This window comes from Streptomyces sp. NPDC031132 (assembly GCF_055570595.1).
This window is the reverse complement of record NZ_JBVIGX010000071.1, coordinates 1-12,412: the sequence shown is the minus strand read 5'-3', so window position 1 is coordinate 12,412 and position 12,412 is coordinate 1. Positions and strand designations below refer to the sequence as shown.

The following is a 12,412-nucleotide window of genomic DNA, read 5'->3' as shown; positions in this document are numbered from 1 at the left end:
CACGAGAGATCTACCGACTCATCGTCCCCGCCACCACTCCGGCTGACCAGACAAGACCCGCCGGAGTCGCTGCTTGACATCCATAGGGGCATCAAGCGGCACTACGTCTACCTGGGCACTGCCGCCGCCGCCGCCCTCACCATCTGGCTCCGAACATGATCGCCCGGACAAGTCCTAGCCGACCGCACGACGCGCGTCCGGCCATGCGGCTCACCCGGCGGGCGTGGCCGGACCCCCGCCGAACCGGGGCACGTCCTCCGTGCTCGCGTCCAGGCGCAGGACGCGGCCGACCGCCCGCAGCCGGCCGTGAATGCTTCGGGGCCAACTTCGCTCCTCAGAGCCGGGGCTGGCTGCGGCAGCATTGCCCCATCACGGGGACCCCGTCACCTGGCCGAGGCACTCGCGGGTCGCCTTCGCCTTCGGCGATAGCGATCTCGGCAACGCGGTGAAGGGCATTCTGGTACGCCACGGCATTGCCTGATTCCTTCTGCCAGGGGCGAATGACGACGGTGGCGGAGTGCAGCAACCGTGACTGGTCACTTCAGTTGGCGGGTTTCGCCAGCGGCGCCCCAAACCCCTGGCAACTGGCCGGGTGCCGTGAGATCGTCCGTAGGTGACTGAAGCTGCTGGTGGGGAAACGACCTCGGGACAACCGGACGACCGCACCGCGTCCGCCCTGCGCTTCGCGACGGAACTCGTCGCCTGGGTGGCTACCCCCTGGGCCCTGGCCGGCCACTCATGGCTGCTGGCTGCCCTGTCCGTGGTGGCCCTGATCGGCCTTCCGACGCTCTTCTCCACTCCGGGGGACAAGGCCAACGTGATCATCGCGGTGCCGGGCTGGGTCACGATCCTGCTGATGCTGCTCCAGCTTGCCGCAGCCGTGGTCTCCTCGTGGCTGGCCTGGCCCGCCTGGGCCGCGGTCCCCGTGACCCTGCTGGCCGCCGCCACCCTCGTCACCGAGCGTCGGCGCTGGCGGTGGCTGGTTTCCATACATCCACTCGTCAACTGAAGCACTCACTCAGGCACATCCAGGCTCGCTGTCGATTCGGAGCGCGCCCCCTACAGGGCGAACTCGATGTGTTCAGCGTCGGTGAACTCCACCAGGAGGCCGCCGGCGCGGCGGCCTCGGTCCTTGAAGTAGACCTCCTGGAGGCCCTCGGCGGCGATGTCACGCAGCTGCTGCTCGTTCGCCCCGGCGTCCCGGGCGCCGAAGAGGCGGGCGGCGTACTCGGGCGGCACCGCCACGGTGAGATAGCGCATCCGTCCGTCGTCCGTGGTGCCGGGCGCGGCGGTCTACCCGAACCTCGCGCCGGTATCGACGAGGATGCCGTCGGTGGTCGCCGCCTCCTCGGTTTCGGCGAGGCGGCCCATGGCGTCGGCGGCCTTGCCGAACACGTCCGCCGCCTTGAACCAGCGCGGTGGTTCCTTGGCCACTGTCTCGCGGAAGGTGTACGCGGTCTTGCCCTTGAGACCGTCGGGCTGGGTGATGGTCTCAAGGGCATTGCCGACCGACTCGAAGGCCGCCTTGAAGTCGTTCAGGTGCGACACCCCACCTTCGGGTCCCGGGCAAGGGATCAGGCTGCGCGTGTCGTCACCCGCCTACCACCAGTTCCGCGCTGACCCCCGCGGCCTGCCCGCTGGTCTCGTCGGAGTTGCCGCCGCTTTCGGACCGGTAGGGTGCTGCCCTCGATGGACGGAGGTAGGACATGGACGAGCCCCTGGAACGATGGGCGGCACGCCGGGAGAAGCGGCTGCGGCCGGTCGGCGAGAGGAAGGCCGTCACCCTCGGCGCCGGCCAGCAGCACGCCGCGCACGTCGACCCGGACGCCCCGCGACTGATCCTGGAGTGGGACGGCTACGCCTGGCTGCCGGTGACCACAGTCGAGAACTACGCCGCCGCCAAGCGGCTGCTCTACCCGCCCCCTCCAGCCCCGCCATCGCAACCGGTCCTGCCCGGCAGCCCGATGGCCCCGGGTACGGGCCGCCACCGCAAGACCTGAAGCCATTGTGGCGCGCGTCAACGCCGCGATCCAAGAGGAGATCCGCCGCCTCGTCCCCCGGTACGGGCCCTGGGGAACGATCGTGGCCGACTCCGCCGGCCGCGTCATCCTCAACAAGGACCACGCAGTTGCGGGCCACGACTTGAATACCCGATGCTCTGCTACCGCGTGTACGTGCAAGAGGCCGACGAACTCATCGAATGGTTGGAAGGCGACTACGGCGTCTACGACTACACCCAGCTCGGCATGAAGGCGTACGACCAGCACTGGTGCCAGATGCACCGCCTCGGCGGCGACGAAGGGGACTCCCACAAGTCCACCACCTACGAACCTACGTGCTGCCCGAAAGCAAGCGAGGGGAGCGCATCGGCGACTTCGGCGCCGGCGAAGCGGCGTACATCAAGCGCCTCAAGGAGCAGGGGTACGACGCCCACTGGTACGAGCCTCACATGAAAGCCTCCGGCAAGAAGAACGCGCTCGACATCGCGGCGACCGTGTCCCACATTCGGGACCTCCAGCGGGATGTCCAGGCCAATGGGCTCTACCACGTAGTCGTCCTCGACAGCGTCCTGAACTCCGTCCACCTCGCTGGAGTTCGAAGAGCACGTCATCGCCTCTTGCAACTCGCTGCTCGACGCCTCGGGCGACTTCTCCGCCAATTCGTCAACCACGAACGAATTAAACATCACCATGCCGTCGGAGATAGAGGAACCAAGGGAGTTGCATCGTTGCGTCACCCGACAGAGGCATTCGAACGTTCGCCGAGTGGGGGGTCGGAGGCGCGCGTGACGTCGGCAGGGAGCTCGCGCGCCGCGAAGAGTGCGATCATGGCCTTGGGTGTGGGGGCGCACCGAGCAGTGGAGGAGCCCCGCCGTGGGACGTCCCGACAAGGCCCAGCGTGCGGCCATCGCGCGCCGCCGCTCGGATGCCATCGACCTACGCCTCGCAGGCCTCGACTGGCTGTCCATCGCCAGGAAGCTGGCCGCAGACCCGGGCGTGAACGCCGACGGGGTCCCATACCCCCAGGGCTACGGGATCGAGCGTTACCGAAAGGGCCAGGAACCCCCCGACGAACAGGCGCTCATTCATGCCGCCTGCCGGGATGTCCGCAAGGCACTCGATGACCGCCGGACCGAACTGAACCACGACGTCGACGAGATGCGAGCCCTGCAGGCCGACCGACTCGACCGACTTGACCGACTCTTCCTGGTCGCCTACCGGAAGGTCGTCCGCGACCAGGACCTCACTGCGATCGACCGCGCTGCGCGCGCGATTGCTCGGCCTCGACATGCCGACCAAGAACGAGCTCGCCTGCCCCGAGGGAGGGCCGGTCCAGATCGCGAACACCACCATGGACGAACTCGCCGCGCTCATCGGCATCACCGACGAGGCCGGCAGCTGATGACCGGCCAAGACCGCGAGGCCCTCCTCGCTCCCTACCGCACCCTGCCCTCTGAACGCGGCGGGCCATCGCCGTACGAGCCTCACCCGAACTCCGGGCCAAGCTGCTCGTCGTGGAAAAGCGTCTCGCCAGGGACCGCTGCCCGGGTGCGCTGGCCACCGTCTTCACCGACGGCCGAGAGATGCAGGCCCCGCATCTCGACCTGATTGACCAGGCATTCATCGACATGGCCGAAGGCCGCCTGGACCGCGTCATGCTCACCATTCCCCCGCGGCACGGCAAGTCCCGCCGTGCCAGCGGGTGGGCGCCCCTGTGGTATCTGCGGCGAAACCCCGGCCACTGCATGATGATCGCCAGCTACAGCTCCGGCCTCGCCGACGACCACGGCAGGTGGATCCGCGACGCGATCCACCCGGGGTGAAGACCTCGGCATCCACCTCAAGCCCGGCAGCCAGGCCGCCAACCGGTTCGACATCGTCGGCGGCGAGGGCGGCCTACTCGCCGCTGGCCTCGGCGGTGGCCTCACCCGCCGCGGCGCCCACATCGCCAGCGTCGACGACCCGGTCAAGGACAAGGTCGACGCCGACAGCCCCACCATGCGCAAGCGCGCGTGGGATTGGTGGACCTCCGTCCTCCACTCACCGACGCGTTTGCGGGTCTTGGCATGGTGGGCGGCGTCGAAGCGGGAGGGCCACAGGGGCTCGCCAAGTGGACGGCTGAGGGGGTCGTCGGAGCTGTCTGCGAAGGCGGGCAGGTCGATGACGTGCCAGGCGTCGCGTGCGGTCGCCAGGATGCGGCCAGCGAGGTCGTCTTCGTGCCATCGGGTCTGGATGACGCAGATGGTTCCGGTGGCTCGATTCGGGTTCACTCGGCAGTGCCGTCATTTCTCTTCGACACTCGCGAGCCGGCTGATCGACAACTGACTCCGGAAGCGGTCGACAATCGCTGTTCCTGGAGATGAACGAAGCCACTCACGGATTCCACCGAGCAGCAGCTGCTGCAGACGGCCGTGTGCAGCACGACCAGGATCAGTGTCCTCTGACACGCGATCTCGACCGATTGACAGGGATCTTGACCAAACGGGAAGCGTCAGTTCTTGGAGTGCGGCCGGGCCAGGCCGGCCGCCGGGAAGCCCAGTTCGCGCAGTGCGGATCAGTGCCGTTCGAACGCCAGATCTCGCGGCCGCATGTGCTCGCGTGGCCCCGCCGCCCGCAGGACCACGTCCAGCACCCGTGCCGGGTCGGCCGCGTAGGCATGCGAGAACCACGCCATGTTGGCCTCCACCACGGCCCAGCGGTGGCCTGGGCGGTACGGGTCTAGCAGTTGCCCGACGTCCACGACGACGGCACTCGGCAGCGTGTGCCCGGCTGCGGCGGCCAGCCGGTCGGCGAACTCCGTGATCTGCGCGGCGGTGGCCCGGTCCGCGCGGTCCGTACCGAGCGGACGGGGGTCGAGCCGGCCGAACACTGCGTACCGGCTCGCCGTGGCAATCCGGCCGTCCAGCAGGAACAGCCGGTACTCGGCCGCGAAGGTCACCACGTCGGACAGCAGCACCGGTGTTGCCGGGTCCAGGGCGGAGGACAGCCGGGAGCCGTCGGTGTAGACATCGGCCGGGAAGGACTTGTCACGGGGCGGCTTGACGAACGTCGGCTCGTCGATCGCCCATGCATCCGCCATGGTCCCCGCCCGTACCTGGCGGCCGGTGAACTCTTCCGGCAACTCGGCGAGCCAGCCGTCCCTCGGCTCCAGCAACGCGAACCCGAGCCGGCCTGCCAGCCGCGCACCCGCGACCGGTCCGCCGTACCAGTACGCAGGGCCTGCCAGGCCGGGCTCCTCCGCCGCCCTGACCGACATCCCTCGGCCCGCCGCCTCGACGGCCAACAGTTCCATCGTCGACGTCCGCCGCCCAGGCATGACCAGCACCGCGAATCCCTCCTACACTCCGCAAAACCGCCACGCTAGCCCCACCGTGCCCACCACCGCAGCCGAGAATCCCCCGGCGCAGACCCCAAGGCAGGCCAGGGAGCGGTGAGGCTCAAGATCAAGTGGCAGAAACCCGACCTTGGTCAAGATCACTTGATGAACGGTCAAGATCGGCTGTCAGAGGACGGGCGGAACGTCGTTGGCAAGCCATCTCACAGCCTCACAACCTCACAGCTCACCTCGCCCACCTGGGGAAATGGCCTATGGGCCTTACAGACCTCACAGGCGGATGTGACAGTCAGGTGCGTGTCCGCCCGGAGTGTGACCGGGCGAAACTGCCTAGCCCGGCGGCCCTGTTGCTCTGGTCGTCAGCCATCTGTCGACTCGGCCGTGCGGGCTCCGCTCTGCTCTTCCCGGTGGCTGGTCCGGATATCCAGTCCCAGCTCTGCCAGGGCATCGATGACGACCGTGGCGGGATCTCCGAGAGGCGTCAGGTCGAACCACTCCCCCGTACCCGGTAGTCCGCGAACCGCTCGTGCAGCGCACCTTCGTCGTCGCCCTCCACGTCCAGGAGCGGAAGGAGCCTGGCGTGATGGCTCGTCTGGAACTGCGCCATCCGGGACTTGAGGGTGCTGGTAGTCCGCCCGATCTTCGTCTGCGGTGAGTCCTCCACGCCGACGAGGTACGTCCGCACAGTCCGGCGGACCGGGCCCCGGGGTGCCGGCACCGCCGGCTCGTCGGGGGCCGGGAGCGCCTCGTCGCCCTCCACGCTCTCGGGGCTCTGATGCATCACGAGGGTTGTGCTCCCACCCTGGATGGTCAGGGTCTTGCTGATGGGCGTGCCGTCTGCTCTGAAGATGGTCCGGACGATCTGCATGACGAGGACGGCGCCCTTGTACCCCAGGGCTTCCAACTCGGCTTCCGTGGCAAGCCGGGAGGTGACCTCCGTCTCCTCCCATGCGGCTTCACTCGGTTGGCGTTGTAAGTGGTCACTGGCGCGGGTGGCCGGTCGGGTTCTTCCTGGCCCGACCCTATGGCCGCCCGCAGTCAGGCTGCAGGCCCCAGCCGTGCCCCGCGGCCGGGGGAAGACGGGGCACGGCGGGTCGGTGCCAGCTACGGCAGGCGGCGGCCACCGAGACGGACTTCGCGGGCGGCTATCCACTCCCTGCGCAGGTAGGCGCGGGCGGAGTCCCGCTCGACGTCCCGGTCTTCGTCGGTGCGGGGCTGCGGAGGGCGGGAGGTCTTCCCTCCCCCGTGGATGCGGTCGTGGGCGACCAGGCGCTGCGCGAGCATGGCCGCGTCGGTGCGCAGCTCCACCGCGGAGTCCACCGGTTCGGGGACGTCGTCGTACGGCTCCTCGCCGGGCAGATACGGGCCCGGTGTGCAGGAGAGGGCCAGGGCATCCAGTACGGCGCCAGCCTCCAGCAGGTCGTCGCGGGCTTCCATGGCAAGGAGGTTCACCTCGGAGAGGACGGCGTCCCGTCCGTGGGTGAGTCGTCCGGTCAGGGCCTCGCGGTCGGACTGGTAGCCAGCCAGCAGGGAGGCGATGAACCGGATGTCCGGCAGGTGCTTGCCGTAGGCGTCGATGGCGGCCTGGGAAGCGTTCCACGCTGGTAAGCCTCTGGTGTCGTGTCCGGGCGCGTGCACGCAGGGGTCCGGGTCCTCTCGGGAGTACCGGGTTGCGGGTCGTATCCAGGGGTGGCTACCGGTGAATACGAGGTGGCCACGTTGCTGAATGCCCCGCCTCCCGCATCTGTGCTGCTGGGGGCATGGTCGCTCGGGTGGCTACTCGAGCCGGACGATGTTCAGGACGGTCAGGCGGAGCAGGGGCCTGTTCACCCAGTAGGTGAGGGACAGCCGGCCGACGGACGCGTAGCGCACGTCCTCGCCCTCGGGGTCGTCGGCGTTCCAGTGCCGGAAGCCCCACGGGTCGGCCGCAGCGGCGTCCAGGACGTCCCACACGGTGTCCTCGGCGTGCTCGGGCAGGGTGTCTAGGACCTTCGCGGCCGGCGCGGAGAAAACCGGACCGCGTACGGCTGTCCGGTCACCGACACCTTCCTCGCAGCTCCGCCATGTCGATGGTCTGGCTGCCGTCGCTCGGGGCGGCGGGCGACACGCAACTGCTCGCGCAACGGGGCCGCTGCGGGCGGGGCCGGCACAAGCAGATTCGCGAGGCGCTGGGGTTCCGGCCGTCGACCGTGGCGGACGAGGAACGGCTGACGGAGTGGCTGTCGACGGAGGTCTGCCCGGTCGAGCTGGTCGAGGACCGGCAGCGGCAGGCCCTGCTGGTGCAGTGCCGTGTCGAGCGGATCGAGCCGCCGGGCCGGACCCGTGTGGAGAAGGTGCTCGTGGCGGCCCGTAACCGGCGTTCAAGCAGCAGGCTCGGCATCCGGCCGCTGAACCGGAGCAACACCGCCGCCCGCGTCGTGACCACCCGCACCCTTCCATGGACGTGATCCAGGCGGGAACATCCTGGTGACGGTGGACGGGGGTGGCAGACCGTGGGGCGTAGGCGGAGTGCGTGGGCCGGGTCGGCCGTAACGGGAGGGGCCGCATTGGTGGCGGCTGTGCTGGGGCCGGTGACCAACTACGCCAGTGACGCGGTGCCTGGCTGGGCGGCGCAGGCGGGGGTGATCTGGCCGGTGTTCGCCGTGCTGGTGGTGGTCAGCATCGGGCTGTTGCTGTGGAGCCGGCATCTGGATGCCGCACCAAGGCCCCCGGCGCGGCTGGCCCCGGTGAGCCGACTGGCCCGAGGCCGGCAGGCTTCGTTACGCCCCCCGCATGTTCAGCGCGTGCGGGGGCGTGAGGGAGAACTCGCCGTGCTGGCAGGCATGCTTCGGCGGCCACAAGGCCGGTTCGCGGTGCTGTGCGCGGTCGGCGGGATGGGCAAGACAACGGTGGCCGCGCAACTGGCCGCCCAGGCCGAGGCGGCGGGCTGGCGAGTGTTTTGGGTGCGCTGGCGCGACGGTGCCGAGCTGGCGCAGCAGATGGTGGAGACGGCGCTGGCCTGCGGCCTGCCAGAGGCAGAGCTGGAGGCCGCGCGAGCGGGGCAGGCGAGCCTGCCGGATGTGGTCTGGCGACAGTTGGGCCGGGTGCGGCGGTGGCTGCTGGTAGTGGACAACGCCGACGAGCCGCACGAGATCGGCCCGGCAGGGGAGCCGGTGGCCGACTATCGCGGCTGGATCCGTCCTCACGGCCGGGGTCTGCTGGTGGTGACCAGCCGGGATGGCAGCGAGCAGACCTGGGGTCCGTGCGCACAGCTGCTGCCACTGGAGCCGCTGCCGGTGCGACCTGCGGGGCAGGTCCTGCTGGACGCTGCTCCCGTGGCCGGCAGCGCCGAGCAGGCCCGGGAGCTGGCGGCGCGACTGGGCGGGCTGCCACTGGCGTTGCACGCGGCCGGCACCTATCTGGCCGGACCCACCAGCCGCTACCGCACCTTTGCCGCCTACCGCCAGGCCCTGGAACAGGAACTGCGGTTCTTGTTGGGAGCGGCGCACCCGAATGCCTCCCATCCGCAGGTCGCCCGCGCCGTGGTGCGGCACACCTGGGAGGTGTCCTTGGACCAGCTCGCCGGGGAGGGCAACCCTTTGGCCCGCCCCTTGTTGCGACTGCTGGCCCTGCTGGCTCAAGCCCCCGTCCCACTGTCCCTGATCACTCCGGACCTGCTATCCGTCGTCACCGGACACGACGTCACCGCGGCGGCCCTGGAGGCCGCGTTCGCTGGCCTGCACCGCTACGGTCTCCTCGGCCTGCCCCGCTCTCCCGGCAGCACCGGCCCGGCGTCGGGCAGCACTGAGGGGGCGCAGGTGGTGCTGCATCCCCTGATCCGAGAGATCAACGCTATCGCCCTCACGGCCGAGACCTCCGATCTCGCCGTGTGGCACCGGGCTCTTGCCGAGCGGCTGACCACGGCTGTGCACGAGGCCAACCAGCGCGGGCGCGCTGGTTGGCCTGCAGCCTTGCTCCTCGCCCCCCACCTGCCGCTGCTGCTCGACTACGCGGACCCGCGCACCGCCACGCACCACCGCACCACTCTCAACACCCTGGCGCAGGTGCTGCAGAAGGCTGGCGCTTTCGGTGCGGCGCGCCTGCTGCATGAACGGGTCCTCGAGGTCGAGACCCGCATGCTGGGCCCCGAGCACCCCGATACCTTGACCAGCCGCAACAACCTGGGCAATGCCTTGTTCGGAATGGGAGAGCCGGCCGAGGCAATGCGTCTGCTCCGGCAGACCCTGGAGGACCGCGCCCGCATCCTGGGCCCCGTACACCCCGATACCTTGACCAGCCGCAATGACCTCGCATGCGCTTTGGACGGGACGGGTGAGCATGCCGAGGCGGTGGGTCTGCTGCGGCAGACCCTCAACGACCGTACCCGTGTCCTGGGCCCCGAGCATCCGCATACCCTCGCCAGCCGGGACAGCCTCGGTCTCGCGCTGGATGGGATGGGCGAGCACGCACAAGCAGTGCGCATCCACCGGAGCACCCTGGAGGACCGCATCCGTGTCCTGGGCCCCGAGCACTACCTCACCCTACTCAGCCGCCACAACCTCGCCAGCGCCCTGACCAGGGCGGGGCAGCAGACGGAAGCGATACAGCTGCTGCGGCAGGCGCTCAACGACCACGCCCGCATTCTGGGCGACGGGCATCCGCACACGCTGGCCAGCCGGGACAGCCTCGGTCTGGCGCTGGATGGGATGGGCGAGCACGCACAAGCAGTGCGCATGCACCGGCAGACCCTGGAGGACCGCACCCGCATCCTGAGCCCCGAACACCCAGATACCCTTGCCAGTCGCCACAACCTCGCTCTCGCTTTGACCAGTGCAGGTGAGCAGGCCGAGGCGATAGACCTGCTGCGCCGAACCCTCGATGACCGCGTCCGCATCCTGGGCGACGAACACACGCATACCTTGAGCACCCGCAACGCGCTGGAGGCAGCGCTAGCCATGTCCACCCAACGGCCACAGAGCCGGTGGTGGCACTGGCTGCGGCGCAGGAACGTCGCAGCCGGTGGCGGTTGAGGAGGCCCTGTATCCCCGAGCCGCCGCCAAGCGAAAGGGAGAGGGCCGATGCACCACGCACGTCGTTTCCTGTACCAGAGCGGCGGCGTCCACCTCACCCCGCAGACCCGTTCAGAGCGGCACCTGCCCGGCAGCGAGCGCGAGGAGATGTCTCGCGGCATCGCCCAGGGGAATCGGCCCGGACTGTCGAAGCGGCTGGGCCGGTCCCTCGAGCGCGGGCGCCGCCCCAAGCAGGCCAAGCTCGCCCGACGGCCTGCTCTAGCGCCCTGGTGGAAGCCAAGCTGGCTCTGCGCTGGTCACCCGAGCAGATCTCAGGATGGCTGCGACGACAGTTTCCCGGTGACGCCGCCATGCAGATCTCGCACGAGGCGATCTACCTCTCGCTCTACGACCCTCGCCGGCGCCAGGCGATCGACCGCAGCCTCACCCAGCGTCTGCGGTCAGGCAGGCCCATGCGTCATCCGAAGGTTGCCCGCCGGCCCACTGTCCGGGGCATCATCCGCGGCATGGTGTCCATCACCGATCGCCCCGCCGAGGCCGAGGATCGTAAGGTCCCCGGCCACTGGTAGGGCGACCTCGTGAGGGGCACCCGACCGTCGGCCATTGCCACGCTGGTCGAGCGCACCAGCCGCTACACGGCCATCGTCGCGCTGCCCGACGGCATCCAGGCCGAGCAAGTCACTCCCCACCTCACCAGGAGTCTCGTCGGCACCCCGCCTCAGCTGCGGCGGACGCTCACCTGGGATCGGGGCCGGGAGATAGCCGAGCACCAGGCCATCAGCGCCGAGACCGGGATGCCAAACCCTGCGCACCCGCCCAGCAGTTCTCCAGGAGCACCGAGTGCAGCTAGGACTTGTCCGGGCGATCATATTCGGAGTCAGATGGTGAGGGCTGCTGGGCCGCGGACGAGCTCGCTGACGCGACGGCCGAACTGGCGGCCATGTTCCGGCGAGCCCGCGGCGAGGAACCCGAGTCGGACGGGTAAATCCCGCGCTCGGTCGCGGAACTCGGCACCGAGGTCGCCGGACGGCACGCCACGCCCTGCCCGGCCATGCCGGCAACAGGCGCCTGTCGGCCGCAGCTTCGCGCCCAGCCCAGCTGCCGGTCTGCGCATCTCCTTGAGGCTGGGGACATGGCGGCGGCAGCCTATCGGGCCGGGGCCGCGCGACGTCCTCGGGCGCCCGGGCCGGGAGCACATATCCGTCTGCCGTTACAGGGTGACCGTCAGCAGGATCACGGCTATCGGCGGGACCAGCGCGGCCCGCCCAGCCCAGCGGCGCCACCGGGCCAGGGCAGGGCGGCCGGGGAACAGCCGGGAGGCCACCACGAGGAGCGGGGTGGCTGTCCAGGACGCCCACCAGAAGGCCATGGTGACCGCCACGGTCTGGGGGTGGGCCTCCGTCGCCATCGGAGCGAGGGCGCCGAAGAAGAAGGCCACGGGGACCAGAGCCACTGTCCACGCTGTCGTCCACACCGACACCCCCTCTGCGTCCAAGTCCTCGGCGGAAAGGGCGTCGTTTGGGGCAGTGATCGTTTCGCGCATGGGCACAGCCAAGCAGATCCCAGTGCCAGCTCGCCTGAGCGGAAGTACTCAGGGCCAGCCGCACCCGATACCCATCTGAGACCGTGTCCTATGTGATGAGCCGGATGAGTCGCTCGTAGCAGCAGATGAAGCGGACACGGACCTGCCGCCCGCAGATCTCCACCCGCGCCACCCAGCGACCCAAGCTGGTCGAAGCCGTTGAACTCCCCAGCAGTCCGTGAACTGGAAGTAGGGGGACCCTGACGGCATTTCGCGTTGTCACGAGCTGTGAGGGTTGCCGGTGATGTCGTCGTCGCCGGTGTCGCGGGCGAGGCGCTGCTCGAGGTCGGCGGCCCACTGCTGGGCCCAGTCCCGCAGGTCGGTGATGGCCGCGGGGTCGAGGCCATACGCGTCGAACTTCTCGAGGGAACTCGTCGCGGCCGTGGCGCCGGCCGAGGCTTTCGAGTGCGGCGGTGGTGCGCAGGCGGGAGGCGGCGTGGACGTCGATGAGGTCCCGGACGGCGCCGCGGTCGGCCAGGGCGCGGAC

13 protein-coding genes and 2 pseudogenes are annotated in these 12,412 nt (G+C 69.7%); 6 read left to right on the top strand and 9 right to left on the bottom strand.

All coding sequences use genetic code 11. The features are described 5' to 3' along the window. Positions 1 to 613: 613 nt before the first annotated feature. Positions 614 to 1,009: a hypothetical protein gene (locus ACZ49B_RS38650; protein WP_468315885.1), complete on the top strand. Its 396-nt coding sequence runs from the start codon at positions 614 to 616 to the stop codon at positions 1,007 to 1,009. A 50-nt stretch (positions 1,010 to 1,059) separates the two neighbouring features. Here the strand turns inward: ACZ49B_RS38650 and tpg are convergent. Beyond that, positions 1,060 to 1,548 (bottom strand): annotated as a pseudogene (gene tpg / locus ACZ49B_RS38645) (telomere-protecting terminal protein Tpg). 158 nt (positions 1,549 to 1,706) lie between these two features. On the opposite strand from tpg, the gene ACZ49B_RS38640 reads away from it, so the two are divergent. After that, positions 1,707 to 2,000 carry a DUF6087 family protein gene (locus tag ACZ49B_RS38640; protein WP_468315882.1) on the top strand — a complete coding sequence of 98 codons (294 nt, stop codon included), beginning with the start codon at positions 1,707 to 1,709 and terminating at the stop codon, positions 1,998 to 2,000. A 323-nt stretch (positions 2,001 to 2,323) separates the two neighbouring features. On the opposite strand, the gene ACZ49B_RS38635 is transcribed toward ACZ49B_RS38640, so the two are convergent. Continuing rightward, positions 2,324 to 2,692 carry a hypothetical protein gene (locus ACZ49B_RS38635; protein ID WP_468315879.1) on the bottom strand — a complete coding sequence of 123 codons (369 nt, stop codon included), beginning with the start codon at positions 2,690 to 2,692 and terminating at the stop codon, positions 2,324 to 2,326. 244 nt (positions 2,693 to 2,936) lie between these two features. Continuing rightward, on the bottom strand, positions 2,937 to 3,290 hold the full coding sequence (locus ACZ49B_RS38630; RefSeq protein WP_468315876.1) for a hypothetical protein: 354 nt from the start codon (positions 3,288 to 3,290) through the stop codon (positions 2,937 to 2,939). A 224-nt stretch (positions 3,291 to 3,514) separates the two neighbouring features. Here ACZ49B_RS38630 and ACZ49B_RS38625 point away from each other — a divergent pair, with 224 nt between their 5' ends. Then, a complete protein-coding gene (locus tag ACZ49B_RS38625; RefSeq protein WP_468315874.1) occupies positions 3,515 to 3,823 on the top strand; it encodes a hypothetical protein in 309 nt (102 codons plus the stop codon). A gap of 731 nt (positions 3,824 to 4,554) precedes the next feature. Here ACZ49B_RS38625 and ACZ49B_RS38620 read toward each other — a convergent pair. The 4 genes from ACZ49B_RS38620 to ACZ49B_RS38605 form a co-directional block, all read right to left on the bottom strand. Next, on the bottom strand, positions 4,555 to 5,292 hold the full coding sequence (locus tag ACZ49B_RS38620) for an ATP-grasp domain-containing protein (RefSeq protein ID WP_468315887.1): 738 nt from the start codon (positions 5,290 to 5,292) through the stop codon (positions 4,555 to 4,557). 523 nt (positions 5,293 to 5,815) lie between these two features. After that, positions 5,816 to 6,238 carry a GIY-YIG nuclease family protein gene (locus ACZ49B_RS38615; RefSeq protein ID WP_468315871.1) on the bottom strand — a complete coding sequence of 141 codons (423 nt, stop codon included), beginning with the start codon at positions 6,236 to 6,238 and terminating at the stop codon, positions 5,816 to 5,818. A 200-nt stretch (positions 6,239 to 6,438) separates the two neighbouring features. Next, positions 6,439 to 6,972 carry a hypothetical protein gene (locus ACZ49B_RS38610; protein WP_468315869.1) on the bottom strand — a complete coding sequence of 178 codons (534 nt, stop codon included), beginning with the start codon at positions 6,970 to 6,972 and terminating at the stop codon, positions 6,439 to 6,441. 138 nt (positions 6,973 to 7,110) lie between these two features. After that, positions 7,111 to 7,287, bottom strand: coding sequence for a hypothetical protein (locus ACZ49B_RS38605; RefSeq protein WP_468315866.1), 177 nt, complete (start codon positions 7,285 to 7,287; stop codon positions 7,111 to 7,113). Between the two features lie 110 nt (positions 7,288 to 7,397). Between ACZ49B_RS38605 and ACZ49B_RS38600 the strand changes: the two genes are divergently transcribed. From ACZ49B_RS38600 to ACZ49B_RS38590, 3 genes are all read left to right on the top strand, one after another. Beyond that, entirely contained in the window at positions 7,398 to 7,781 is a 384-nt protein-coding gene (locus tag ACZ49B_RS38600; protein ID WP_468315863.1) for a DUF4158 domain-containing protein, read from the top strand. A gap of 123 nt (positions 7,782 to 7,904) precedes the next feature. Further along, positions 7,905 to 10,343, top strand: coding sequence for an FxSxx-COOH system tetratricopeptide repeat protein (fxsT, locus tag ACZ49B_RS38595; RefSeq protein ID WP_468315860.1), 2,439 nt, complete (start codon positions 7,905 to 7,907; stop codon positions 10,341 to 10,343). Positions 10,344 to 10,612: 269 nt separating this feature from the next. Further along, positions 10,613 to 10,912, top strand: a complete 300-nt coding sequence (locus ACZ49B_RS38590) for a transposase (RefSeq protein ID WP_468315857.1) — start codon at positions 10,613 to 10,615, stop codon at positions 10,910 to 10,912. Positions 10,913 to 11,553: 641 nt separating this feature from the next. On the opposite strand, the gene ACZ49B_RS38585 is transcribed toward ACZ49B_RS38590, so the two are convergent. Then, positions 11,554 to 11,796 carry a hypothetical protein gene (locus ACZ49B_RS38585; RefSeq protein ID WP_468315855.1) on the bottom strand — a complete coding sequence of 81 codons (243 nt, stop codon included), beginning with the start codon at positions 11,794 to 11,796 and terminating at the stop codon, positions 11,554 to 11,556. A 348-nt stretch (positions 11,797 to 12,144) separates the two neighbouring features. Next, positions 12,145 to 12,412: pseudogene (locus ACZ49B_RS38580) on the bottom strand (hypothetical protein); the annotation flags it as partial.